At 40.0% G+C, this 24,132-nt stretch carries 24 protein-coding genes; 20 read left to right on the top strand and 4 right to left on the bottom strand.

What is annotated here, in order from left to right; genetic code table 11:
• The first annotated feature begins 98 nt into the window (after positions 1–98).
• From U735_RS0103005 to tsaB, 15 genes are all read left to right on the top strand, one after another.
• Positions 99–1,073, top strand: a complete 975-nt coding sequence (locus U735_RS0103005; protein WP_031442409.1) for a cytochrome c oxidase subunit 3 — start codon at positions 99–101, stop codon at positions 1,071–1,073.
• A 56-nt stretch (positions 1,074–1,129) separates the two neighbouring features.
• A complete protein-coding gene (locus U735_RS0103010; protein WP_031442410.1) occupies positions 1,130–1,513 on the top strand; it encodes a cytochrome C oxidase subunit IV family protein in 384 nt (127 codons plus the stop codon).
• Between the two features lie 135 nt (positions 1,514–1,648).
• Positions 1,649–2,281 carry a thioredoxin domain-containing protein gene (locus tag U735_RS0103015; RefSeq protein WP_031442411.1) on the top strand — a complete coding sequence of 211 codons (633 nt, stop codon included), beginning with the start codon at positions 1,649–1,651 and terminating at the stop codon, positions 2,279–2,281.
• Complete coding sequence (locus U735_RS0103020) at positions 2,281–3,009, top strand: SCO family protein (protein WP_031442412.1); 729 nt, start codon at positions 2,281–2,283, stop codon at positions 3,007–3,009. Before U735_RS0103015 ends, U735_RS0103020 begins: the two co-directional genes overlap by 1 nt.
• Entirely contained in the window at positions 3,009–3,542 is a 534-nt protein-coding gene (locus tag U735_RS0103025) for a DUF420 domain-containing protein (protein ID WP_031442413.1), read from the top strand. Before U735_RS0103020 ends, U735_RS0103025 begins: the two co-directional genes overlap by 1 nt.
• 37 nt (positions 3,543–3,579) lie before the next feature.
• Positions 3,580–3,792 carry a hypothetical protein gene (locus tag U735_RS0103030; protein ID WP_031442414.1) on the top strand — a complete coding sequence of 71 codons (213 nt, stop codon included), beginning with the start codon at positions 3,580–3,582 and terminating at the stop codon, positions 3,790–3,792.
• Positions 3,793–3,880: 88 nt separating this feature from the next.
• Positions 3,881–5,128, top strand: a complete 1,248-nt coding sequence (locus U735_RS0103035; RefSeq protein WP_031442415.1) for an ABC transporter permease — start codon at positions 3,881–3,883, stop codon at positions 5,126–5,128.
• 27 nt (positions 5,129–5,155) lie between these two features.
• Complete coding sequence (locus U735_RS0103040) at positions 5,156–6,415, top strand: ABC transporter permease (protein ID WP_031442416.1); 1,260 nt, start codon at positions 5,156–5,158, stop codon at positions 6,413–6,415.
• An 82-nt stretch (positions 6,416–6,497) separates the two neighbouring features.
• A complete protein-coding gene (locus tag U735_RS0103045) occupies positions 6,498–7,610 on the top strand; it encodes an efflux RND transporter periplasmic adaptor subunit (protein ID WP_031442417.1) in 1,113 nt (370 codons plus the stop codon).
• Between the two features lie 98 nt (positions 7,611–7,708).
• Positions 7,709–8,410, top strand: coding sequence for an ABC transporter ATP-binding protein (locus tag U735_RS0103050; protein WP_031442418.1), 702 nt, complete (start codon positions 7,709–7,711; stop codon positions 8,408–8,410).
• A complete protein-coding gene (locus tag U735_RS0103055) occupies positions 8,403–9,632 on the top strand; it encodes an ABC transporter permease (RefSeq protein ID WP_031442419.1) in 1,230 nt (409 codons plus the stop codon). Before U735_RS0103050 ends, U735_RS0103055 begins: the two co-directional genes overlap by 8 nt.
• Position 9,633: 1 nt before the next feature.
• Positions 9,634–10,896 carry an ABC transporter permease gene (locus U735_RS0103060; RefSeq protein ID WP_031442420.1) on the top strand — a complete coding sequence of 421 codons (1,263 nt, stop codon included), beginning with the start codon at positions 9,634–9,636 and terminating at the stop codon, positions 10,894–10,896.
• Positions 10,897–10,927: 31 nt separating this feature from the next.
• Positions 10,928–12,076 carry an efflux RND transporter periplasmic adaptor subunit gene (locus U735_RS0103065; RefSeq protein WP_031442421.1) on the top strand — a complete coding sequence of 383 codons (1,149 nt, stop codon included), beginning with the start codon at positions 10,928–10,930 and terminating at the stop codon, positions 12,074–12,076.
• 41 nt (positions 12,077–12,117) lie between these two features.
• Positions 12,118–13,458 (top strand): TolC family protein, encoded by a 1,341-nt coding sequence (locus U735_RS0103070; RefSeq protein WP_031442422.1) that lies wholly within the window; start codon positions 12,118–12,120, stop codon positions 13,456–13,458.
• A 19-nt stretch (positions 13,459–13,477) separates the two neighbouring features.
• On the top strand, positions 13,478–14,149 hold the full coding sequence (gene tsaB / locus U735_RS0103075) for a tRNA (adenosine(37)-N6)-threonylcarbamoyltransferase complex dimerization subunit type 1 TsaB (protein ID WP_031442423.1): 672 nt from the start codon (positions 13,478–13,480) through the stop codon (positions 14,147–14,149).
• A 2-nt stretch (positions 14,150–14,151) separates the two neighbouring features.
• Here tsaB and U735_RS0103080 read toward each other — a convergent pair whose 3' ends face one another.
• The 3 genes from U735_RS0103080 to U735_RS0103090 form a co-directional block, all read right to left on the bottom strand.
• Positions 14,152–14,982: a mechanosensitive ion channel family protein gene (locus U735_RS0103080; RefSeq protein WP_031442424.1), complete on the bottom strand. Its 831-nt coding sequence runs from the start codon at positions 14,980–14,982 to the stop codon at positions 14,152–14,154.
• Between the two features lie 181 nt (positions 14,983–15,163).
• A complete protein-coding gene (locus tag U735_RS0103085) occupies positions 15,164–15,364 on the bottom strand; it encodes a dodecin family protein (RefSeq protein WP_031442425.1) in 201 nt (66 codons plus the stop codon).
• A gap of 70 nt (positions 15,365–15,434) precedes the next feature.
• Positions 15,435–16,337, bottom strand: a complete 903-nt coding sequence (locus U735_RS0103090; RefSeq protein ID WP_031442426.1) for a NifU family protein — start codon at positions 16,335–16,337, stop codon at positions 15,435–15,437.
• Positions 16,338–16,455: 118 nt separating this feature from the next.
• Here U735_RS0103090 and U735_RS0103095 point away from each other — a divergent pair, with 118 nt between their 5' ends.
• Positions 16,456–17,448 (top strand): PorP/SprF family type IX secretion system membrane protein, encoded by a 993-nt coding sequence (locus tag U735_RS0103095; RefSeq protein WP_031442427.1) that lies wholly within the window; start codon positions 16,456–16,458, stop codon positions 17,446–17,448.
• Positions 17,449–17,617: 169 nt separating this feature from the next.
• Here U735_RS0103095 and U735_RS0103100 read toward each other — a convergent pair whose 3' ends face one another.
• A complete protein-coding gene (locus tag U735_RS0103100; RefSeq protein ID WP_031442428.1) occupies positions 17,618–18,796 on the bottom strand; it encodes a vWA domain-containing protein in 1,179 nt (392 codons plus the stop codon).
• A gap of 320 nt (positions 18,797–19,116) precedes the next feature.
• Here U735_RS0103100 and U735_RS0103105 point away from each other — a divergent pair, with 320 nt between their 5' ends.
• From U735_RS0103105 to fabD, 4 genes are all read left to right on the top strand, one after another.
• Entirely contained in the window at positions 19,117–21,321 is a 2,205-nt protein-coding gene (locus tag U735_RS0103105) for a tetratricopeptide repeat protein (RefSeq protein WP_031442429.1), read from the top strand.
• Between the two features lie 70 nt (positions 21,322–21,391).
• Positions 21,392–22,123: a LytR/AlgR family response regulator transcription factor gene (locus tag U735_RS0103110; protein WP_031442430.1), complete on the top strand. Its 732-nt coding sequence runs from the start codon at positions 21,392–21,394 to the stop codon at positions 22,121–22,123.
• A 394-nt stretch (positions 22,124–22,517) separates the two neighbouring features.
• Positions 22,518–23,027: a gamma carbonic anhydrase family protein gene (locus U735_RS0103115; protein ID WP_031442431.1), complete on the top strand. Its 510-nt coding sequence runs from the start codon at positions 22,518–22,520 to the stop codon at positions 23,025–23,027.
• Positions 23,028–23,170: 143 nt separating this feature from the next.
• A complete protein-coding gene (fabD, locus tag U735_RS0103120; protein ID WP_031442432.1) occupies positions 23,171–24,055 on the top strand; it encodes an ACP S-malonyltransferase in 885 nt (294 codons plus the stop codon).
• The last annotated feature ends 77 nt before the right edge of the window (positions 24,056–24,132 follow it).

Genomic DNA, 24,132 nt, shown 5'->3' on the forward strand with positions numbered 1-24,132 from the left:
TAGAATGGGTTTTTTTTGCCATTTTTAAAAGGCAAAAATTTTGTTTAGCCGAAAAAAATGTAAATTTGTGAAAATTTTATTAACGCTATAATTTTTATATGGATACTACGGTTACTACGGGTACAGAAGAAAATGTCTGGGGTGGAGGAAATCAACCTCTAGGCGCTAGCTACGGAAAGTTGATGATGTGGTTTTTTCTTGTGTCCGATGCATTGACATTCTCTGGCTTTCTTGCTGCATACGGTTTTTCTAGATTTAAGTTTATAGAAACTTGGCCAATCGCCGATGAGGTGTTTACCCACGTTCCATTTTTTCATGGGAACTATCCTATGTACTATGTAGCGTTCATGACCTTTATTTTGATTATGTCCTCTGTAACGATGGTGTTGGCCGTTGATGCCGGACATAAATTGCAAAAGACAAAGGTAATTTGGTATATGTTCCTTACTATCATTGGAGGGGCAATTTTCGTAGGCTCACAGGCTTGGGAATGGGCTACTTTTATAAAAGGTGATTTTGGGGCTTTGGAAACCAAAGGCGGTAGAGTACTGCAATTTGTTAGCGCGGATTCAGGTGATCGCCTGGCATTAAGGGATTTTGCCGAGACTTTAGCTGAAGATAGGGTTGATCATGAAAAGAAGAACGGAATTTGGTACTACAAAGGCGATGCACTGCCCAGTTACTCCTTGAATGAGGTGGTTGAAGGGGTAAAGTCCAATCCAAATGTGTTGATTCGTACAGAATTATTGAACGAGGATGGCCATAAAACAGTTTTGACAAGGGATGAAACTTTGAAGAAATTGAACGATGCTGCTCTTGTTGTGGAAGGAGCTAATCTGGTCCGCAATGAATATGGCAGTAGGTTGTTTGCCGATTTCTTTTTCTTTATTACCGGTTTTCACGGCTTTCACGTATTTTCCGGTGTCGTAATCAATTGTATTATCTTTTTTAATGTTATTCTTGGTACTTATGAGCGAAGGGGGCATTATGAAATGGTGGAGAAAGTTGGACTGTACTGGCACTTTGTGGATTTGGTTTGGGTATTTGTATTTACCTTCTTCTACTTGGTATAGTTCTGGGAAAAATAAAATTTAGAATTAAAAGAATACTTTAAAAAATAGAATTAGAAATGGCACACGAACATAAACTGGAAATATTTAGAGGTCTGTTGAAGTTTAAGTCCAACACCCAAAAAATATGGGGAGTACTTATATTCCTTACTTTGGTTACCATAGTTGAGGTGGCATTGGGGATTTTAAAACCTGCTGCATTGACTCATTCATATTTCCTTGGAATGAAAGTCTTGAATTGGATTTTTATCATATTAACCTTGGTAAAGGCCTATTATATTGCTTGGGACTTTATGCACCTTAGGGATGAAAGGAGTTCTTTGAGAAGGGCTATTGTATGGACCCCAATATTCCTTGTGGCCTACCTTATTTTTATTCTTCTCTTTGAAGCGGATTATATATACCACGTGTATAGCGATGGCTTCGTTAAGTGGAATTTCTAACGAATAATTAACAGCTAAAAAAGACGGTATAACAACCGTCTTTTTTATTTTTGCACTTATTCGGTTTGCACTGATTTTGCGGCGTTAGAATGTTTTTTCTTTAAAAGTCTAACGTTGGAAACTAATAGATATTAGATGAAGAAAACATTAGTACTTGTTACCTTATTTGTACTGCCTATAGTAATATATTTATTTTTTGCTTCTGGTATTACAAACTTTGGCAAATTGGCAACTTTAACTGAGAATGTTTCTGAAATTGATTTTGCGGCCAAGGATGTATCCTTGGCTGGTAAAATTACCGTGTTGGGGTTTCTTGGGAAAGACGTGGAACGCAAAAAAGGCAATGCCTTTAATTTGAACCAGAAGATATATAAGCGCTTTAACGAGTTTAACGATTTTCAATTTGTTATGGTGATGCCCAAAGGTACGGAGCAGGGCGTGGAAGAATTGAAAAAGGAGCTGGAGCAATTGGCAGATGTGGGCAAATGGAATTTTGTTTATGGCGATGAAGATGAAATTAATGCACTTTTTGAAAGTTTAAAGACAAACCTTAGCTTGGATGGGAATTTGAGTACTCCTTTCGTGTTTATTATTGATAAGGATAGGGTGCTTAGGGGAAGGGACGATGATGAGGATGAGGGTGTCAAATATGGTTTCGATACCTCCTCGGTGGCGGATTTAAACAATAAGATGGAAGATGATATAAAAATTATACTGGCCGAATATAGGATGGCCCTTAAAAAGAATAATGCAGATAGGCCAAAATAATGCAAAAAAATAATTATACATATGCTTGGGTTTCATTGGTAATCCTGGTTTTTGGAATCATTTTTGTCCCAAAAATTGTTGATCGGGTACAAGGTGGTTCCGTTACACAAAATGATAGGTTGAACCTAAAAGAGGCCAACGATAAGCTGGCATATGTTGAAATGAACGGTGAAAGGCGTAAAGTGCCGCCATTTGCCTTTAGGGATCAAGACAGTCTGTTGATTACCAACGACGATTATAAGGGGAAGGTTTATCTGGTAGAATTCTTTTTTACTACCTGTCCTACAATTTGTCCCATAATGAACAAAAATTTGGTTCAGATTCAAAATGAATTTAAGGATTTTGAAAATTTTGGGGTGGCTTCATTCACTATAAACCCGGAATATGATACACCGGGGGTGTTGAAGGAATATGCCGAAGATTATGGTATAGCCAACATGGACTGGCATTTGCTAACGGGGAATTTAAATGATATTTATACCTTGGCCAATACCGGATTCAGTATTTTTGCCGCTGAAGTTCCGGATGCGGAAGGCGGGTTTGAACATTCAGGTCTTTTTGCATTGGTCGACAAAAATGGTTACATACGTTCCAGGGTAGATAAGTTTGGAAATCCAATTGTCTATTACAGGGGGACCATTACCGAGCAGGAAGGGGAAAATGACCATGGGGAGGAAGAACAGATATCGATTCTAAAAGAGGATATTAAAAAATTATTGGTAGAATAATGGATACAATTGCTTTAAAAGAAAAAAAATTCAATAAGATCATAAACTTGGTGTCCATTGTTATACCCCTTGTAGTGGCGCTGCTCTTTGGGGTTAAATTACCCAATGTGGAACCTCTTGGTTTTTTACCTCCCATATATGCTGCTGTAAATGGTTTAACAGCTATTTTGTTGGTTGTTGCCGTTCTTGCCGTTAAGAACGGGAAGTTAGGGTTGCATCAAAAATTAATGACCGCTTGTATTGTTCTTTCCTTGGCATTTCTAGTGATGTATGTGGCCTATCATATGACCTCTGATTCTACTTCATTTGGTGGGGAGGGAATTGTTAAGTATGTCTATTTCTTTATTTTGGTAACCCATATCATTCTTTCTATATTGATTATACCTTTGGTACTGCGCACCTATGCAAAAGCTTACCTTAAAAATTATGAGGCACATAGGAAACTGGCAAAGATTACCTTTCCGTTATGGCTTTATGTTGCCGTTACCGGGGTGGTGGTCTATTTAATGATATCTCCCTATTATGTGCACTAAAAGATCAATATTATATCCACGACCTATTAATTTTAAAATGCGGTATACCATATTGCTTTTAACTTTGGTTTTTTTGTTGGTTCCAGGATTGGCAGAGGCCCAATGCGCCATGTGTCGGGCTGTGTTGGAAAGTGAAGGGAGTGAAGCTGCCGCTAAGGGTATCAATAATGGTATTGTATATCTTATGGCCATTCCTTATCTATTGGTGGCTGGTTTATTCTTCTTTATCTATAAAAAGATGAAAGCCTAATAAGGGATTAATTTTAACATTTATTTAGAGTTACACCTGTAACAATTTCATTTCACAAGGGTCTTATTCAATAAACGCTATTGGGCCTATGTTTGATATTGAAAGATGGCAGGAAATTTTTGATGCCATACGGAAAAATAAACTCCGCACTATTCTTACCGGTGTTTCCGTAGCCTCTGGCATATTTATTTTGGTAGTTTTATTGGCGTTTGGGCAAGGCATGCAGAATGGCATAGCCAAAGAATTTGAAGCCGATGCCAGTAATAGGATCGGGGTATGGACACAGGTTACTACCCAAGAATACATGGGCTTAAATCCAGGTAGGCCCATACAGTTGCGAAATAATAATTACCAAGCCATCAATTCCAAATTTGCCGTAGACCTAGAGAACAGATCCCCGTTTTTTAGGGTAAGAAATGTAACTGTAGATTATAAAACTGAATCGGGTTCCTATTCCGTACAGGGCGTGTCTCCTTTATTTCAGAATATCGAAAATCAATTTATTTCCCAAGGCAGATATTTAAATTATGGCGATGAGGAAAACGTTGCCAAGGTAGTGGTGATCAGCAATAAAATTAAACGGGAACTGCTTAAAGGGGAAGAAAATCCCATTGGTGCATTTTTGAAACTTTCAGGGATTAATTTTCAGATTATTGGGGTTTATGGGGATAAGGGTGGCGATAGGGAAGAGGATAGGCTTTTTATTCCGATAAGTACTGCCCAACGGGTTTTTAATGGAAGCGATAACCTAAATATGCTGTTCTATACATTAAAACCTTCCGCCAGTCTGGATGAGACTGTTGCAAAGTCCGTAAAATTGACCGAAGATATCAAAACCTATCTCAAGGAGGCGCACATGGTAGCGCCCAATGACCCCAGTGCCATTAATACGTTTAATACACTGGAGGCGGTAAAACGATTTCAAAATTTAACGGGAGGGATTAAATTTTTCTTCTGGTTCGTTGGTATATGTACTATTGTGGCTGGTGTTGTCGGTGTAAGTAATATTATGATGATTATTGTGAAGGAAAGAACCCGGGAGATAGGGGTAAGAAAGGCTTTGGGTGCAAGGCCAATGGCTATTGTGGGCATGATATTGCACGAGGCAATCTTTGTTACCAGTGTTGCCGGATTGGCCGGGTTAATATTTAGCATGGGATTGTTGGAATTTGTGGGTCCTAACCTACAGGTAGATTATGTCCTTAATCCTTCCATTAATTTCAAGGTGGCACTTAGCACAGTTGTTTTATTGATAATAGCTGGGGCCTTGGCAGGTTTTTTTCCAGCTTGGCGGGCTGCTACCATTAGACCTATAGAAGCCTTGAGGGATGAATAGGACCGTTGTTTAAAATAACCAAAAGATATGTTCAATAAGGACCGATGGAAAGAAATACTTGAAGTGCTGACCAGTAACTGGTTTAGGACCATTTTAACGGCATTTGGGGTTTTTTGGGGGATATTGATATTGATCGTTCTCTTGGCGGCAGGGAAGGGATTGGAGAACGGTATACGGTCCAATTTTGGTGATATTGCAACCAATACGATGTTTATGTGGACCCAAGGAACCTCTATGGCCTACAAAGGCTTGCCAAAGGGAAGGCGTTTTACATTTAAATTGGAGGATGTAGCTGCCATAAAGCAAAAAGTGCCGGATCTAAGGTTTGTGTCCCCTAGAAATCAATTGGGAGGTTTTAATGGGACCAACAATGTGGTGAGGGGAATAAAAACGGGTGCATTTAATGTCTACGGGGATTATCCCGATATTATTAATCAGGATCCAATGGGCATCACATCAGGCCGATTTATAAACCAATTGGATATAGAAGGAAAAAGAAAGGTGGCGGTAATAGGTGAAGGGGTTCGTGCCAGCTTATATGATGTAGGGGAAGAGGCAATAGGTACCTATATTAAGATACAGGGAGTGAATTTCATGGTTGTTGGAACCTATAAAAAGAATTCCAACGACGGCAGCGCCGAGGAGATCCAAAAGGAAATTTTTATACCCTTTACTTCCTTTTCCCAAGCGTTTAACCAAGCTAATAACGTGGGCTGGATGGCCATTACTGCCGATGACAATTCTTCAATCACCCAATTAAAGGAGCAGATATTTACAGTAGTACGGGAAAATCAAAAAATTCATCCCCAAGATTTGCGTGCTATTGGGCATTTTGATCTGTTTGAGGAGTTTAACAGAGTGCTGGGCTTGTTTAAGGCCATGAGATGGATAGCTTATTTTGTTGGTGTTCTGGTATTGTTGTCCGGAGTAATTGGGGTTAGCAATATTATGTTGATAGTGGTCAAGGAGCGGACCAAGGAAATTGGGATAAGACGGGCCTTGGGCGAAAACCCATGGTCTATTAAACTTCAAATTATTATGGAATCTATTTTTTTGACCATCATGTCAGGGATGGCAGGAATCAGTTTTGGGGCCATGGTCATCTACCTCATTAATTATTTTCTGGCGAGCAATGGACCCATTGAAATGTTCCTAAATCCCAGTGTAAGTTTAGCGGTGGTAGTTGTGGCCTTGATCATTTTGGTAATATCGGGGTTGTTGGCCGGATTTATACCTGCACAGAGCGCTATAAAAATTAAGCCAATAGAGGCGTTGAGAATGGAGTAATCAAACCTTCATTATGAAACCGTAAAATTTTGAACTAGGAATAACAATATAAGTAGAAATCAATCAATCAAAAATCAGAAACATGAAAAAGTCGATTACTGTTGTAATTTTAATATTTATCGTTTTTAGCTGTGGTGGGGCATTGTATTACCTATATAAAAAGAATGCCGAAGATCCGGTGGTCTATGCAACAGAAAAGCCTTCCACACAGACCATAATAAAGAAGACTGTGGCTACGGGCAGTATACTTCCTTTGGAAGAGGTGTTGATTAAACCGAATATTTCAGGGGTTATAGAGGAAGTTTTTGTAGAAGGGGGAGACTATGTTAAATCGGGCGATCTTATTGCTAAGATAAAGGTAGTGCCCAACCTTTCTTCCTTGAACGAGGCCAAGAATACCATAGAAGAAGCCAAGATCTCCCTGGATGACCAAAAGCGCAATTGGGAACGTCAAAATACCTTGTTCGATAAGGGAGTAATTTCCAAAGTAGATCTGGAAAAGGCAGAGGTTGCCTATGACCAGGCAAAACAAACTTATGCTGCTGCCAATAAACGCTTTGATATAGTTAAGACAGGAACTACCAAAGGGTACGGCAATGAGGCAAATACTTTGATACGGGCAACGGTTAGCGGAATGGTATTGGAAGTGCCGGTAGAAGTTGGAAATCAGGTCATAGAATCCAATAATTTTAATGAGGGCACTACAATTGCAGCCATTGCGGACGTAGACAAGATGATTTTTGAAGGCAAGGTAGACGAATCGGAAGTAGGTAAAATTAAGGAAAATCTACCACTGGAAATAACAGTGGGGGCCATTGAGAATGCGGTGTTCGACGCCGTTTTGGACTATATTGCGCCCAAGGGAAAAGTGGAAAATGGTGCCATTCAGTTCGAGATCAAAGGTACCTTAAAGAAGCGCGATTCCATATTTATTAGGGCGGGTCTCAGTGCCAACGCTTCAATTATACTTGCAAAGGCAGATAGTGTTCTGGCGGTGAAGGAAGCCTTGATCCAATTTGATCCCGATACCAAAAAACCTTTTGTGGAAATCGCTACTGGGAGCCAGAAATTTGAACGTAGGGAAATTCAATTAGGGGTGAGCGACGGAATCTATATCCAAATTTTAAATGGAATAAAACCCGATGATGAAATAAAAGTTTGGAACGAAATAAAACCAGCAGCCCTTGGTGTATAATTTTTTAACATAGCTTTAACATAACCTGTTGTAACGACTTTATCGATTGTCGGTCTTATATTCATATTTTCAGGCAAGCTTACCTAATTCAAAAAATCATGATAGAAATTAAAGATCTTCATAAATCCTATAAAATGGGAAGCAATTCCCTTCATGTATTAAAAGGCATTAATTTTTCTGTGGAAGAAGGGGAGCTTGTGGCCATTATGGGGTCTTCGGGTTCTGGCAAGTCTACCCTGCTTAATATACTTGGTATGTTGGACGTACTGGATGAAGGGTCATATACCTTGGACGGGGTGCCCATTAAAGATCTAAATGAGACCAAGGCGGCACAATACAGGAACAAGTTTTTGGGGTTTGTTTTCCAATCCTTTAATTTGATCAATTACAAAAGTGCAATGGAAAATGTGGCACTTCCTCTGTATTATCAGAAAGTGGGAAGGAAGGAAAGGCAGGAAAAGGCTTTAAAATACTTGGAACAAGTGGGCTTAAGGGAATGGGCGGACCATTTGCCAAGTGAATTGTCCGGAGGGCAAAAACAAAGGGTGGCCATAGCCAGGGCCATGGCAGCTGAGCCCAAAGTATTGTTGGCGGATGAACCTACCGGTGCCTTGGACAGTACCACTTCCTACGAGGTCATGGATCTTATCCAAAAAATAAACGATGCCGGCAATACCATACTAATAGTTACTCATGAGCCGGACATTGCGGACATGTGCAAGAGAATTGTCCATTTAAAGGACGGGGTTATTGTTGAGGATAAAAAAATAACCCAGGTTAGAGCCTCCCAATATGTTTAGTAGGGATAATTGGAAGGAAATATTTGAAACTATTCACAAGAATAAACTACGGACCTTTCTCTCCGGGTTTACGGTGGCTTTGGGCATTTTAATTTTCGTTGTTCTGTTTGGAATGGGCAACGGACTGGTAAACACCTTCAATGAGTTTTTTGGGGATGATGCTACCAACGTGCTTTATGTTTTTCCCGGAAGGACTACGATACCTTATAAAGGCTATAAATCCAATAGGACCATTGAGTTCGATAACAGTGATTTGGTGGATATCAACAAAAATTTCGCAATGTTCGTGGAGTATTCTACCCCAAGGATTTCCAGAGGAGGTCTGGTCAAATACAGGAATGAATCCAATAACTATACTACCAGAGCGGTTGGTCCGTCTCATCAATATGCCGAAAAGACCATTATGATGAAGGGTCGCTTTATAAACGAAGAGGATGTAAAAAACAAAACAAAATATGTGGTCATTGGGAGGTTGGTAGAGCAGGATCTTTTTGGAAATAACAGTGCCATAGGCGAATACATAGATGTGGCGGGGAGTGCTTTTATGGTTATCGGAGTTTTTCAGGATGACGGAGGCGATAATGAGGAAAGATTGATCTATATGCCCTATACAACAAGACAGCTCATTGAGAAAAACAACGATAAAATAGACCAAATAATAGTGGCTTTCAAACCAGAGATCGGTTACGCTGGGGCAATGGCGCTGGATAGAAGCCTGGATCGATTTTTTAGGGAAAAGAAATTCATAAGCCCGGATGACCAGAACGGAGTGTTTATCAGAAATGTGGCGGACCAATTGAAGCAAAATCAGCAGTTTGCCAGGGTTTTGCAAATTATAGTTGCCTTGGTGGCCTTTGGTACCATAATAGCGGGCATAATAGGGATCAGTAATATTATGGTATTTGTGGTCAAGGAACGTACAAAGGAGCTTGGGATTAGAAAGGCGCTCGGGGCCACACCTAAATCGGTTATCGGATCTATTCTATTGGAGTCGGTTTTTATTACTACCATTTCGGGATTTTTCGGAATGCTTTTGGGGATTTTTATTTTGAACTCCTTGGGTGAAAAGTTGAAGGACTACTTTATAACCAATCCCTATATAGATATAACAATGGCCATTAGTGCAACCCTGGTATTGATACTGTTTGGGGCCATTGCAGGATACATTCCGGCAAAAAGAGCAGCGGAAATAAAACCAATTGAAGCCTTAAGAGACGAATAATATGCGATTTTTATTTGATAGTAATACATGGCAGGAGATTTTTGGTTCTATTGGAAAGAATAGGACCAGGACCATTATTACGGTGATAGGTGTATTATGGGGAATTTTAATTTATATCGTTTTGTCGGGAGCCGCTAAAGGCTTGGACAATGGGTTCGAGAAGCAATTTCAAAATGTGGCCATGAACAGTATGTTCACTTGGGCGCAAAGTACAAGTATGCCCTATAAAGGATTTAAAACCGGAAGACAGATACAACTTAAATTGAAGGATGTGAGTATTCTAAAAAATAGGATTCCTGAGATTCAATATATTGCCCCAAGGAATGTGAAGGGCATTTTTGGAGGTAGCCCGGCCCAGATTATTAGAAGCGGTAAGTCTGGGAATTATGCGGTCTATGGCGATTATCCCATTTCCACAAAAATTGCAACCAAGAAAATCTATGATGGGGGCAGATTTATAAATGATGAGGATATTGATGGTGCCAGAAAAGTATGTGTTATCGGGGAGCGCACGCAAAAGGATTTGTTTGAGAGTGATGAGAATCCCATAGGGGGATATATTAGGATCGATAATGTATTTTTCCAAGTAGTGGGAGTGCACAAGTTTACGCCCGGAGGTGGATTTGAAAGCGATTCAGATATTTATATACCCTTTACTACTTTCAAAAAATTATATAATACAGGTGAAAATGTGGGTTGGTTCGCTATCGCAGCCTATGACGACGCAGATGTTATTAAGGTGGAGGAAAATGTGAAAGCGGTTCTTAAGACTATTCACAACGTAAACCCAAAGGATGAGCGTGCCATTGGTTCGTTCAATCTAGGAGAAATATTCAACAGAATTGTTGGCTTTGCAAAGGGTCTTACATTCATGTCCTTGGTGGTTGGGATTGCAACTATTTTGGCGGGAGTTATAGGGATTGGCAATATTTTATTGATTTCGGTAAAGGAGAGGACCAAAGAATTGGGAGTTAGGCGTGCCCTTGGTGCCACCCCAAAGGAAGTGCGTTCCCTTATTATCCTGGAGTCGGTGTTTCTAACCATGCTGGCCGGCGTTATGGGAATAGTTCTAGGGGCGGGAGTGCTAAGTCTGATCAATAAGTTAACCCAGGGTATGGATTTTCCTTACGCCAATCCAACTGTGCCCATACCTTATGTTTTGGGGGCCTTGGCCTTAATGGTAGTGCTTGGGACATTAATAGGCCTGATACCTGCGCAAAGAGCAGTAAGTATAAAACCAATAGATGCTTTAAGAGAAGAATAAAACAAACCAATAAAAATAAATATATAGTAAAATGAACAAGATTGTAAAATATGTGCTAATCGGAGTTTTGGTGCTGGGAGCTCTTTGGGCAGCGGCCTTTTTTGTGAAGTCGAATAGTAAGTCGGCCATTACCTACGAGACTAAAAATCCTTTTACCGCCAATATCCAAAAGAAATCTGTGGCAACCGGAAAGGTAGTGCCCGAGGACGAGGTAGAGATAAAACCTCAGATTTCAGGTATTATAGACGAAATCTTTTTGAAAGAGGGTGCCAAGGTAAATGCGGGCGACCTAATTGCAAAAATAAAGGTGGTTCCTAATGAACAGTCCATGAACCAGGCTAGAGGTCGGGTAAAAAATGCAGAGATAGCATTGAACAATACCAAGATTGAATATGACCGGAATAAGGCCATATTTGATAAAGGAGTAATTTCTTCCCAAGATTTTAATACGCAACAGTTGCGATATGACCAGGCAAAATTGGAACTTCAGAACGCACAATCCGATTACCAGATTATCCGTGATGGGTCTGCCGGTGGCAGTGCCACGGCCAACACTAACATTCGGGCTACTGTTTCCGGGACTGTCCTTGAGATTCCCGTGAAGGAAGGAGATCAGGTAATTCAGAGTAACAACTTTAATGACGGGACTACCATAGCCACTATTGCCGATTTGAGTATTATGATATTTGAAGGGAAAGTGGATGAAGGTGAGGTGGGAAAATTGGAATTGGGAATGCCCCTGGAAATTAGTTTGGGCGCCATTAACGATAAAAAGTTTGATGCCAAACTTAGGTTTATTGCACCTAAGGGGGTTGAGGAATCTGGAGCTGTACAGTTTAAGATAGAGGGCGATGTAACCGTGGAGGACGATTTTTTGATCCGTGCCGGTTATAGTGCCAATGCCTCCTTGGTACTGGAAAAGAAGGATAGTGTAATGGTAATACCAGAGGCGCTTTTACAATTTGATAAGGTAACGGATAAACCCTTTGTTGAAGTGGCCATAGGTACTGTAGAGGAACAAAAATTTGAAAGAAAGGATGTTGAAATAGGGATTTCGGACGGGGTTAATGTGGAAATTGTTTCGGGCATTACCAAGGATGATAAGGTGAAGATATGGAACAAAACGGAGCCTATTAAGAAAGGTACCGAAGAAGATAGTGAAACAGAGGAAGGCAAATAAGCGGAACATCAATCAAAAAACAATCAAAAAATAATCAAAACATGAAAATTAAGATACTTATAGGGTTGTTTATTTTCTGTTGTGGCGTACTATCCGCCCAAGAAAAGAAATGGACCTTGGAAGAATGTGTTTACTATGCCGTGGAGAATAACTTGACCATAGAGCAGTTTGAACTCGATCTTGAAAATGCCAAAATAGATAAGTCCGATGCCATCGGTGATATGTTGCCCAATTTTAATGCAAATGCAAGTGTTTCCGGTAATTCTGGGCTCGTTTTGGATCAATCCAGGAACCAACAGGTCACTGGAACCGTAACAACTGCATCAGGAGGATTTAGTTCCTCGGTAAATCTATTTAATGGGCTCAGGAATATTCATAGGTTAAATAGGGCAAAACTGAATGCCTTGGCCAATCAATATAGATTGGATAACTTAAAGGACGATATTATGCTTGCGGTGGCCAATGCCTACTTACAGGTTTTGTCCAATAAGGAGTCGCTTAAAGTCTTTAGGGCACAATATGCCGTTACCGAGCAGGATCTGGTCAGGACCAAGGAATTGGTGGATGCCGGTGTTGTTCCAAGAGGTGATTTGTTGGAAATAGAGGCTACTGCCGCGAATCAGGAACAGCAAATTGTAAATGGTGAGAACCAAGTGTTGATCTCCAGGATTAGCTTGGCACAATTGCTTCAAATCAGGGACTACGAAAATTTTGATATCGCGGATGAGGAATTTGACATTCCACCCTCCAATATATTGGACAATTCCCCCAAAACGATTTTCGACAAGGCCCTTACCTTTAGGAATGACATTAAATTCTCACTTTCCAATGTGGAATTGGCTCAAAAAGATTTACAAATAGCCAAAGGTGCAGTTTACCCAACTTTAGGGGCTTTCTTTAACTATGGCACACGATATTCAAGCGAATTTAGGGATCCAGTGACTTTTAATAGAATCGCCTTTGCCGACCAGTTGTATTTAACGGATGGTATTGCCTATGGGCTGCAATTGAATATTCCTGTATTTAATGGATTTAGTGTTAACAACAATATTAAAAGGGCCAAAATTGGGGTAGAAAGGTCACGTTTGCAGTTGGAACAGGATAAATTGGATTTGGAAACCAATGTCAATCAGGCCTATGTAGATGTTAAGAGCTTTTCAAAGGCCTATGAAGCTGCCCAAAAAACTTTGGATGCCCGTAGGTTGGCCTATAATTATTCAAAAGAGCGATTTGATGTAGGCCTAATGAACGCCTTCGATTTTAGTCAGTCGCAGTCCAGGGTAGATAATGCAGAGGCCGAATTAATAAGGACCAAATATGACTATATATTTAGATTAAAGGTTCTGGAATTTTATTTTGGTTTACCTATAACATTGGATTAAGCTATATTTGCGGTCTATTATGGCTATGATATTAAATTTAGAGACCGCAACCACGAATTGTTCCGTGAGTATTGCCAACAAAGGGGAAATAATTTCTTTAAGGGAAGATAATAGTCCAAACTATTCGCATTCGGAACAGTTGCACATTTTTATAGAGGAAGCTTTGAAAGGGGCTTCCTTAACTTTTAAGGATATATCCGCCATTGCCGTTAGCAAGGGTCCTGGGTCTTATACGGGACTGAGAATAGGAGTGTCGGCAGCCAAGGGGCTCTGTTTTTCATTGGATCTTCCGCTGATATCGGTTTCCACACTGGAAAGTTTGTCCAAGCAGGGATATGAAAAAACCTATGATTTTATAATTCCTCTCTTGGATGCCAGGAGAATGGAAGTATATTCGGCAGTTTTTGATGCGGAAGGTAACAATATAAGGGAGACCAGAGCAGAAATTATCAACAAGGATAGTTTTTTGGAATATGCACAAAAGGGCAGTGTTTTGCTAATTGGGGACGGAGCGGAAAAATGCAGGGAACTGTTGGATCACCCAAATTTTAGTTACCGTTCGGCATTGCCTACAGCTAAAGAAATGGGAGTATTGTCCTATAAAAAGTTCAAAGCAAACGATTTTGAAAATGTCGCCTACTTTGAACCATACTATTTAAAGGACTTTATGTTGCCATCCAAAAAATCTTAGACTCAAGATTGGTGGATAACCCTTTGCGGGAAAGGAATTTCTATACCTGCGGCATCAAACCTGTTTTTTAGCTCTTCCATAACATGAAAGTGGGCTGCCCAAAATACTTCATTTTCGGCCCAAAAACGCAAGGAAAGGTTAACGGAGCTATCTCCCAATTCGGCCACATATACTTCTGGGGCCGGATCTTTTAGGATGTTTTCATTCTCCGCACATATCTCCAGTAAAATTTCTTTGGCCAATTTTATATTGGAGCCATACCCTATACCCACCGCAATCTTGTCCCTTCGCGTGTTTTGGGCATTGTAATTAATGATGTTGTTATTGGATAATTGGCCATTGGGAACTATGGCGATTTGATTTCCAAAGGTGCTTAGTTTAGTTGTAAAAATGGTAATTTCCTTAACCGTGCCATCTACCCCTTGGGCGGAGATAAAATCACCTACCTTAAATGGTTTAAACACCAAGATAAGTACTCCTCCTGCAAAATTGGCCAAGGAACCTTGTAGGGCCAGGCCAATGGCCAGACCGGCGGCACCAATAATGGCCACCAAGGAAGAGGATTGAACACCCATCTGGGTAATTACCAGTACAAATAGCATTATTTTAAGGCCGATACTGATAAAACTCATCAAGAACGATTCCAGGGAAGGGTCGTATTCGGCCTTCCTAAAAAATTTCTTGACCATTCTGTTGATTAATCTTATAATCCAAAGACCTACTACAAAAATAAGTGCGGCTGTGACCAGGGAGGTGGCCAAACCGGGCAAAATTTCCCATGCCCATTCCTGGGCTTTAGTAATGTTGTCCTCGTAGTCGTTCAATATATTCATGTAATTTTAATTTTTTGCAAAACAATAAAAAATCCATTTCCTTGTCAAATCCCAAACACTAAACAATTGTTAATCTTGCTGACAATTACTGTTGGAATCTAGAGTTTTGATTAGGGTTAGAAAAATATAGTACAAAAAAAGCGCCTTTTATCGGCGCTTATTGATTGAAATACGAATAATATTAATTCACTTCAAAAGTGATTTTAACATTTACCCGATAATTGTCGATTTTTCCATCCTTAACGGTAGCACTTTGTTCATTAATGTAAACCGAACGTATATTTTTTACCGTTTTGGAAGCATGATCAACAGCATTTTTAGCAGCATCTTCCCACCCTTTGTTGGAATTTGCCAATACTTCGATAACTTTTAAGATAGACATAGTATAAATTTTTAGATTCTCTTAAAGTTAACAAATAAAAGCCAGAATGAAGGGTTATTGTTATTGAAAATCAACCATTTAAGGCAACTACTTCATTTACCATATCGCCCATCATATTTTTAAGCATGGTTTCGATTCCATTTTTTAAAGTATAGGTAGATGATGGGCAACCACTGCAAGCTCCTTGCAAAATAACGTTGACGGTTTTTGTGTCCTCTTCATAGGACTTGAAGAGAATGTTGCCACCATCACTAGCTACTGCGGGTTTTACATACTCCTCTAAAATATCAATGATCTGCTTGGATATGTCGTCCAAATTGGTGTCTTCCAATTGGGCTTCCGGGGTGTTGGTATTTTGTTTTTGAAGACTCTTGGCCGAAACCACTTCCTTGCCGGCCGCAATAAAATCCCGGATTTTTTCACGAAGCTCCAAGGTAATATCGTCCCATTCCGCAACATCATACTTGTTTATGGAAACATAATTAACATCAAAAAACACTTCCTTTACAAAGGGCAGCATAAATAGTTGTTTGGCCAATTCCGAATCTTTGGCCTCATCTATGTTTTTAAATTCAAAAGTCGTTGGTACAATTCTTTTGTTGGTCACGAATTTCATCACGGACGGATTGGGGGTAACTTCGGCATACACTGTTACGGCCACCTTCTTTTGATTTTCATCCTCCTTAACAACAGGCTCGCCAGCATTAAGATAATCTACCAACTGCTGTGCCACACTATCCTTAACATCGTCCCATTCCACAATATCATAACGCTCCAATCCTATAAAGTTACCTGAGATATAGACCGTTTTAATAAACGGTAGATAAAATAACTGTTGGGCCAAAGGCGAAATTATAGCTTCGTCTATGTTTTTGAATTCGTAGTTATTATTTTTTGTTATGAAATGATTAGTCTCAAATTTCAGTATCGCCGGATTCTTCGTGGGTACCACGGTAATTATAAACTCCTCCATTTAAATATTTTTTACAAAAGTACGAAGGTTTTCTAAGTTATGGCATATATAATAATGTAGTATTTCAACCGTTATCATTTATATTTGGACGATGTTATTAACGCACCCCTCATCTTAAATGAAACGACATTTATTGATTTTACTTTCGTTTTTTGCGATTGGCTATCAGTCCATTGCTCAAGAAGGCGTTCCTGTTTATTTTGATTATTTAGCGGATAACTACTATTTGGTATACCCGTCTATGGCCGGAATAGGCGAAGGAGGGAAAATTAGGGCAACTATTAGAAAACAATGGTTTAGTGTAGATGAGGCTCCCAATATGCAGACCTTGAATGCACATTTTAGGGTTGGTGAAAGAAGCGGCTATGGAGCTACCGTTTTCAATGATGCCAACGGCTATCATTCCCAAACGGGATTTAAACTTACCTATGCACATCATTTGAGATTGGGTGGGGACTTTAGAAGTCTAAATCAACTCTCTTTTGGACTTAGTGCAGGCATACAGCAAAGTAATTTGGACGAGTCGGAGTTTGTTTCTGTTATTCCAGATCCAATAATTACGGGTTCCAGGAATAGTGTTGGCTATTTTAATATGGATTTGGGAATGTCCTATAATTTTATGGAATTCTATGCCCATGCCGCTGTCCATAATCTAATGGGGAGAGGTAGGGATCTATATTCGGCCATAGAGTCCAATAACTTAAGAAAATACCTCATATCATCGGGTTATGTGTTTGGAAAGAGCGAATGGCAAGTAGAGCCTTCGGTTCTATTTCAGTTTACCGAGTTTACCCAGGAAAAGGCAATCGATATTAACGCCAAGGTTTATAAGAGTGTAGATTTTGGAACGGTTTGGGGCGGTCTTTCCTATCGAAGAAGTTTTGATGGGGCACAATACCAAACTGCCAGCGATTTTGGGGAACAGCGTTTACAGCTTTTTACTCCAATTGTGGGGGTTAACTACAAGAATTTTTTGGTCTCCTATAACTATTCCTACCAAATGGGGGATGTTAGATTTGATAATGGCGGATTTCATCAAATTACCCTTGGTTACGATTTTGGACAGACTGAGAAAAGATACGATTGTAAGTGCCCAGCTGTTAATTACTAATTCCGAAGCTGCGCTTTGCAGTTTGTCAATATTTCCTTTATTATTGATATATGGTACTTGTGTATCCAAGAATTAAATGTCCAACAGATTTTTTAGATCCATTGAACATTTTATTAAATCTTTCATTCTTTTACAGCCTTAAGAGTATATTTTTTAGTAGGTAAAGGGCTTATTCCCAACGATAATTTTTCTTGGCCGCCTGTTTTTTAATAGCGATAAGCATGGCATTTTCCAATTCACCCTTTTCATTATCCTTTTGCTGTGAGGCAATATAAGCTTCCCTTTTGCTGTTCAGGTCTTGGATTTCTTTTTGGATATCGCTACGCTCCTTTTTCTTTCCTTCTATAAAGGATGCAATTTCAGTTTTGGATTTTCCCTTTAACTCCATTGGCAATTGCTCCTTTTTAATCTTGTCTATGTCAAACCCTTCGGCCTTGGAGGCATCCACTAAGTCCCAGGAAGAATTGGTGTAAAGTCTGGACGATTTGCTGACCGCTCTTTTAACCGCAACAGCTTCCTCCATTTCCATGGCATTGCTATCCTGGGCGCTTTGCTGCTGTATTTTTGCAGCGCCCAAGGCTCCATAGGATATATAGGTTTTGTTCAGTCTGGAATTTAATTTAATAATCACATCATCATAGGGTGTGGCTATATGTACTACCTTCCTGTTGTGGTCTATGGCCATATATTCTCCTCCCGTTAATTGGGCCCCATTTTTCCAACCTGTATTGATACCTTGCTCGTAGGAACCACAAAAAATGGTATTTACAATAACATCCTTTTCCTTGGCATTGGCAACGGCATCCTTATAATTTAGTTTTCCTTGGGTAAAGGGTTCATTGCCGGCAATAAAGATCATCTTTAGCTGGTCTGGATTTTTTCCCCAGTCCAATTGGCTCAAAGAAGTTTGTATTACTTGTCCGCAATATTCTTCCCCTCCATTGGTTGAGAGTGAGAATAGTTTTTCTGAAATCTCATCCAGATCACTGCTAAAACCTAAAACCTGTTGAATATAACCTTCCCTGGAGGATAAATCATCGTTTCCGTATTGGTACAGGGCAATCTGCAGCTGAGGCCTACCATCGTTACCGCATTTGGCATGGGTAAATTTATTCACAATATCCCATAATTGTGCCTTGGCCTGATTAATTAGCCCGTCCATACTATTACTGGTATCCAGCAGGAGTGCTATTCTGACCATATTATTGGCCGGCTTGGAGTCTTCTTTTGCCACTTCGGTGAAACCAGGATCTTTTAGGGTGTGCCTATTATTAAGATCGTTGCCAAAACTTTGACCCATTCCTAGGGCAATAGCCCCTAAAACTAATATTTGCTTTACATTTTTCATTAGTACTTTATTTTAGTTGAACATTGATTCTTATGTACTTGTAGTGGTTGAATAATTATAGCTTACCACTACTTTTAGTATGTTATGAACCACCTAAGTTTTAAGTATCTGGATAATAATCGGTGATATCATAGGTTAAAAGTAGGATCAACATTATTCTAAAAAAACAAGCAATGAGTGAATGGTCATTTTGGATGAGGCAAGTGGAGTTTTGGATTCGTTAAGCCTATTTTAGGTTTATAAAGGGTGCTATTTATAGAGATAAGGCATTTTTTAATACGGTATAAATCAATTAAGTTTATCATATATATTAAATGGGCATGACCAAATTTTTTTACATATGTTTATTGCTGGTTCTGGGTTCTGCATCGGGGTATTCCCAAATATCGCAGACCGGATCTAATTTTGAACTACAGGGGGTGGTCAAGGAAAAGGGAAGTAATCAAGGCCTTTCCGGAGTGGCAGTGTCCACCGACAGTGGAGAGTATACGCTGACGAATGCAAAAGGGGAATTCAAAATAAAGGTTGGCATGGGGCAGGAGCTTGTCTTTGAGAGTCCCCATACGGAAACCGTACGATATAGGGTAACAAGCAAGGACGATTTGGAAATTTTGGTAGAGACCAATGACAAGAATAATATTGGTGTAAGTAGGAGTAGTAGTCAAGGTGAAAGATCTACTTCTTTGTATTATAGTTATATCGATTCTGCCAATTATTACAAAAAGAGCAATATTCGGAAAAGCATCGATTTTATTACGCAATCACTGGCCCAATTGGGGATTGGGAGTGATAAGGAGCAATTGGCTATAGCGTATTCCACATTGGGCGAGGTATACCAATATCATAAGCAGTACGATTTGGCCATCTCCAGCTACAAGGATGCATTGTTAGCCAACCAGACGCTAAAAACATCATTGCTGCTTGGCAAGACCTATGTTTTCAACAAGGAGTATGGGGAAGCCGAGAAGTTGCTGTCACCTATGGAGAAAATAACCAAAATGGTGCCATTTCAGAGGGTGGAACTGTACGAGACCCTTGGAGATGCCTATGTTGGCTTAGGAGACGTGGATAAGGCTGTGGCTTTTTATGGAGAGGGGCTTAAAATTGCTGATAAGAATCAAATCGCCCCAAAAACCATAGACCTAAATTCCAAAATAGCCACTGCTTACGCAAAGGGAAATCGACTTCAGGAAGCAAACGCCTATTTTAATAACTCCTTGGAGCTTTCTTCGGGACAAGCGCCCCAGCGTGCGGTTCAGGAAAAAGAGAAAGTGGCCGATTTTTACAATAAAAAAAATCAATTTGGACAAGAAATCCAATTGCGAAAAAAGAGTTTGGAGGATTTAAAAAAGATTCCCAAGAGCGAGGTCGCGGATAGATTATCCATAGAGAACGATTCCATATCGGCCCAAAGAATAAATTATAAAATTGCCAACGCCTATATTGCCCAGGATAAATATGATGAAGCTATTCCTTATTTGGAAGAAAGTATAAAAGATGCAGATGTTGATGATGATTTGTTGGTCAGGAAAGATGCCACGCGCAAATTATCCGAAGTTTATAAATATAAGGGCGACTACACCAAAGCTTTGGAGACCTATCAGGAGTATGTAGCTGTTGTAGATACCCTATATGTTAGAAAAGAGCAGGAAATAGCCAGAGCGGCCCGATTTAATAGGGAGCTTGCTGCCAAGCAAAGTAGAATATCCGGCCTTGAACAGGAGCGGGAGCTTGCCCAAAGTAAATACAGCCTGGCGCTCACGGAGCAGCAATTGGTGGAAGAAAGTATAAAACGTCAAAATTGGATCATATATTCCTTGATTTTTGGAATGCTTTTGATGGGGTTGGCGGCCTACTTCTTTTATAGGAGCAATAAGCAACAAAAATTGGCCAATAATTTGTTGGCCCTAAAATCCCTGAGGTCTCAAATGAATCCCCATTTTATATTCAACGCCTTAAATTCGGTAAATAATTTTATTGCCAAAAGTGACGAAAGAAGCGCAAACAGGTACTTGAGCGACTTTTCTACCCTGATGCGGGCCGTATTGGAGAATTCCGATGAGGATTTTATTCCCCTGTCCAAGGAGTTGGAATTGTTGGAGCTGTATACCAAGTTGGAGCATTCGCGCTTTTCGGATAAATTCGATTATAGGATTACAGTGGATGAGGATATTGATATTGATGCCTTTCAAATACCGCCCATGTTGTTGCAACCTTATATAGAAAATGCCATCTGGCACGGCTTGCGCTATAGGGAGGACAAGGGGTTTCTGCAAATTGGGATTAAACAGAAAGATAAGCTTGCCTTGGAGATTTCTATAACCGATAACGGCATAGGTAGAAAGAATTCGGCGGCCTTGAAGACTCAAAATCAGAAAAAACAAAAATCCAAGGGTATGGGCAACATCAAAAAGAGAATAGAAATATTGAACGATATGTATAGGGATAGGGTAGATGTCTTTATTTCCGACCTGGAAACAAATGGCACTGGCACCAAGGTGCTATTTACCATTAAGAAGGACTGATGAAAATTAAGAAGTTAAGGTTGATAGGTCAGAGAGGCCTTACGGGAAGCAATAAACACAAAATTTGAGAATGAAGTTAAATGCCCTAATTGTAGAAGATGAAGCAAATAGCAGGGAAATTCTACGTAATTATTTGGCCAAATATTGTCCTGCCGTTAATTTGGTAGGGGAAGCGGCAACCATTAAGGAAGGGCTTGCCCTGATCAATAACAACGACCTTGATGTGGTATTCTTGGATGTGGAAATGCCTTTTGGAAATGCTTTCGATTTGTTGGATCAGCTACCTGACCGTAATTTTGAGACCGTTTTTGTCACTGCCTATAACCAGTACGCCGTAGATGCACTAAATGCCCACGCCGCCTATTATTTAATGAAGCCCATTAGCATAGACGAACTAATAAAAGCAGTAGACTATGTAGCTGCAATAAGGGAGAAGGAAAAGGCGATCGAGAATCGAGTTCTTACCCCTAAATTTAATAAGGTGGATGGAAAAATAACCTTGCCGCAACAAGATGGTTTTCAGGTGTTGAATGTGTCGGATATTTTATATTGCAAAGCGGATGACAATTACACGGAACTGTATTTGGAGAAACAAAAAATTTTGGTGAGTAAAACGCTTAAATATTTTGAGGATGCCTTGTCCGACTATACCTTTGCCAGAGTCCATAAATCTTATCTGGTAAATGTAAATGAGATCGTTAAGTATAAGAAGGGTAAGGGTGGCAGTGTGGTAATTTCCAACGGAAAGGAAATTTTGGTGTCTGCTTCCAAAAAGAAGGATTTGCTGTCGTTTTTTGAATAGCGTAGATTTGCCCAAAGTCTAAGGTTGCACGTTGGAGATTGAGCGGAGTCGAAATCGGAGATGAAAAATAGTAATGAGCGGCATACGGTCAACAGCAATCAGGGATGTTTACTACCTTGTGGCTTCGGCTACGCCCGCCTGAACGGAACGGGCAGGCTCAGCCACCGGATGAAAATAGGAAGATTGAGAGGGGTAGAAATTGAAGTAAACTTGAGATTGTAAATAGTGAACAATCAACAGTTAATAATTAATAGTGAAAAACGGGAAAGTCCAATGTATAAAATACCCCCATTGTTCGTTCGAGCGCAGTCGAGAACTTCTGATATTAGGTGGTGTCAAACCTTAGCAAGTAACGGATGTTAGAAACCAAAAAAACATAAACGAATAAACTAAGATGATTAAGACCATAAATGGTAAATCGCCCCAGATAGGGGAGGATTGTTATATTGCGGAGAATGCCACCATTGTGGGCGATGTAGTTATTGGAAACCAATGCAGCATTTGGTTCAATGCCGTTTTAAGAGGTGATGTTCATTATATAAAAATGGGTAATAAGGTAAACGTGCAGGATGGTGCTGTAATACATTGTACCTATTTAAAGTCGCCGACCAATATTGGCAATAATGTTTCCATAGGTCATAACGCCATTGTTCACGGCTGTACCGTTCATGATAATGTGTTAATAGGAATGGGCAGTATAATCATGGACGATTGTATTGTGGAAAGCAATAGTATCATTGCGGCCGGAGCTGTGGTTACCAAGGGAACCCGTGTACCTTCAGGTTCCATATTCGCGGGAATGCCGGCAAAAAAAATTAAGGATATCAGTACCGACTTAAGTGTAGGGGAGGTAGAACGTATAGCCAATGCTTATGTAAAATATTCCAGTTGGTTTAAGGAGTAATTTCCAAAAATTATTGTAGGGTGGATATTGCTAATGCTATGATTTGAACATCTAAATGAGCACTAATTCCTGGAATTACGGGTAAACTCCTGATTAAATAATCTTATTTTTGCAATAAAATTAAACAGTATTAAAACAAACGTATGAAAGCATATATTTTTCCAGGACAAGGAGCGCAATTTGTAGGAATGGGATTGGATCTTTATGAAAAGTATCCTTTAGCGCAAAAAATGTTCGAAACTGCCAATGAAATTTTGGATTTTTCCATTACAGACCTTATGTTCGAAGGTACCCCTGAGGATTTAAAGGAAACAAAGGTAACCCAGCCGGCTATCTTTTTGCATTCCGTAATCATGAGCAAGGTTATGGGATCAAGTTTTAAACCGGATATGGTGGCAGGGCATTCCTTGGGAGAATTTTCTGCTTTGGTGGCCAATGGGACCTTGGATTTTGAAGATGGATTGAAATTGGTGTTCCAGAGGGCAATGGCCATGCAAAAGGCCTGTGAAATACAGCCAAGTACTATGGCGGCCGTTTTGGGATTGGATGATGCCATAGTAGAAAAAGTTTGTGCGGAAATTCCAGGTATTGTTGTGCCTGCCAATTACAACTGTCCGGGACAATTGGTCATCTCCGGTGAGGTGGAGGCCATTAATATTGCATGTGAAAAGTTGAAGGAGGCCGGTGCCCGTAGGGCTTTGGTGCTACCAGTTGGCGGGGCCTTTCACTCACCTTTAATGGAGCCTGCAAGGGAAGAGTTGGCAGCGGCTATAAAAAATACCGTTTTCAAGACACCGAGTTGTGCCATATACCAAAATGTGCCTACTACAGCGGTTAAGGATCCAGAGGCTATAAAAGCCAATTTAATTGCCCAATTAACGGCTCCGGTAAAATGGACACAAAGCGTGCAGCAAATGGTGGCCGATGGAGCAACTTTGTTTACGGAAGTTGGACCGGGGAAGGTACTTCAGGGCTTGGTGAAAAAAATTCATCCTGCAGCTGAAACTATGTCTGCGGAGCTTTCTTAAATGGCTTTGTAATAGTTTTTTGCCGTTTATCTGATAATTTTATATTTAACCCTTATTCTTAGGCTTATGGGGTATTT

It is taken from the genome of Arenibacter algicola, from assembly GCF_000733925.1.
Lineage (GTDB): Bacteria > Bacteroidota > Bacteroidia > Flavobacteriales > Flavobacteriaceae > Arenibacter > Arenibacter algicola.

What these genes read in the sequence shown, in the direction of transcription:
- U735_RS0103110 (WP_031442430.1), top strand. Translation starts at nt 21,392, where the DNA reads ATGAAGTTAAATGCCCTAATTGTAGAAGATGAAGCAAATAGCAGGGAA.
- U735_RS0103105 (WP_031442429.1), top strand. Translation starts at nt 19,117, where the DNA reads ATGACCAAATTTTTTTACATATGTTTATTGCTGGTTCTGGGTTCTGCA.
- U735_RS0103035 (WP_031442415.1), top strand. Translation starts at nt 3,881, where the DNA reads ATGTTTGATATTGAAAGATGGCAGGAAATTTTTGATGCCATACGGAAA.
- U735_RS0103045 (WP_031442417.1), top strand. Translation starts at nt 6,498, where the DNA reads ATGAAAAAGTCGATTACTGTTGTAATTTTAATATTTATCGTTTTTAGC.
- U735_RS0103115 (WP_031442431.1), top strand. Translation starts at nt 22,518, where the DNA reads ATGATTAAGACCATAAATGGTAAATCGCCCCAGATAGGGGAGGATTGT.
- U735_RS0103100 (WP_031442428.1), bottom strand. Translation starts at nt 18,796, where the DNA reads ATGAAAAATGTAAAGCAAATATTAGTTTTAGGGGCTATTGCCCTAGGA.
- U735_RS0103030 (WP_031442414.1), top strand. Translation starts at nt 3,580, where the DNA reads ATGCGGTATACCATATTGCTTTTAACTTTGGTTTTTTTGTTGGTTCCA.
- U735_RS0103050 (WP_031442418.1), top strand. Translation starts at nt 7,709, where the DNA reads ATGATAGAAATTAAAGATCTTCATAAATCCTATAAAATGGGAAGCAAT.
- U735_RS0103095 (WP_031442427.1), top strand. Translation starts at nt 16,456, where the DNA reads ATGAAACGACATTTATTGATTTTACTTTCGTTTTTTGCGATTGGCTAT.
- U735_RS0103025 (WP_031442413.1), top strand. Translation starts at nt 3,009, where the DNA reads ATGGATACAATTGCTTTAAAAGAAAAAAAATTCAATAAGATCATAAAC.
- U735_RS0103015 (WP_031442411.1), top strand. Translation starts at nt 1,649, where the DNA reads ATGAAGAAAACATTAGTACTTGTTACCTTATTTGTACTGCCTATAGTA.
- U735_RS0103040 (WP_031442416.1), top strand. Translation starts at nt 5,156, where the DNA reads ATGTTCAATAAGGACCGATGGAAAGAAATACTTGAAGTGCTGACCAGT.
- U735_RS0103060 (WP_031442420.1), top strand. Translation starts at nt 9,634, where the DNA reads ATGCGATTTTTATTTGATAGTAATACATGGCAGGAGATTTTTGGTTCT.
- U735_RS0103065 (WP_031442421.1), top strand. Translation starts at nt 10,928, where the DNA reads ATGAACAAGATTGTAAAATATGTGCTAATCGGAGTTTTGGTGCTGGGA.
- U735_RS0103080 (WP_031442424.1), bottom strand. Translation starts at nt 14,982, where the DNA reads ATGAATATATTGAACGACTACGAGGACAACATTACTAAAGCCCAGGAA.
- U735_RS0103020 (WP_031442412.1), top strand. Translation starts at nt 2,281, where the DNA reads ATGCAAAAAAATAATTATACATATGCTTGGGTTTCATTGGTAATCCTG.
- U735_RS0103090 (WP_031442426.1), bottom strand. Translation starts at nt 16,337, where the DNA reads ATGGAGGAGTTTATAATTACCGTGGTACCCACGAAGAATCCGGCGATA.
- U735_RS0103055 (WP_031442419.1), top strand. Translation starts at nt 8,403, where the DNA reads ATGTTTAGTAGGGATAATTGGAAGGAAATATTTGAAACTATTCACAAG.
- U735_RS0103005 (WP_031442409.1), top strand. Translation starts at nt 99, where the DNA reads ATGGATACTACGGTTACTACGGGTACAGAAGAAAATGTCTGGGGTGGA.
- tsaB (WP_031442423.1), top strand. Translation starts at nt 13,478, where the DNA reads ATGGCTATGATATTAAATTTAGAGACCGCAACCACGAATTGTTCCGTG.
- U735_RS0103085 (WP_031442425.1), bottom strand. Translation starts at nt 15,364, where the DNA reads ATGTCTATCTTAAAAGTTATCGAAGTATTGGCAAATTCCAACAAAGGG.
- U735_RS0103070 (WP_031442422.1), top strand. Translation starts at nt 12,118, where the DNA reads ATGAAAATTAAGATACTTATAGGGTTGTTTATTTTCTGTTGTGGCGTA.
- U735_RS0103010 (WP_031442410.1), top strand. Translation starts at nt 1,130, where the DNA reads ATGGCACACGAACATAAACTGGAAATATTTAGAGGTCTGTTGAAGTTT.
- fabD (WP_031442432.1), top strand. Translation starts at nt 23,171, where the DNA reads ATGAAAGCATATATTTTTCCAGGACAAGGAGCGCAATTTGTAGGAATG.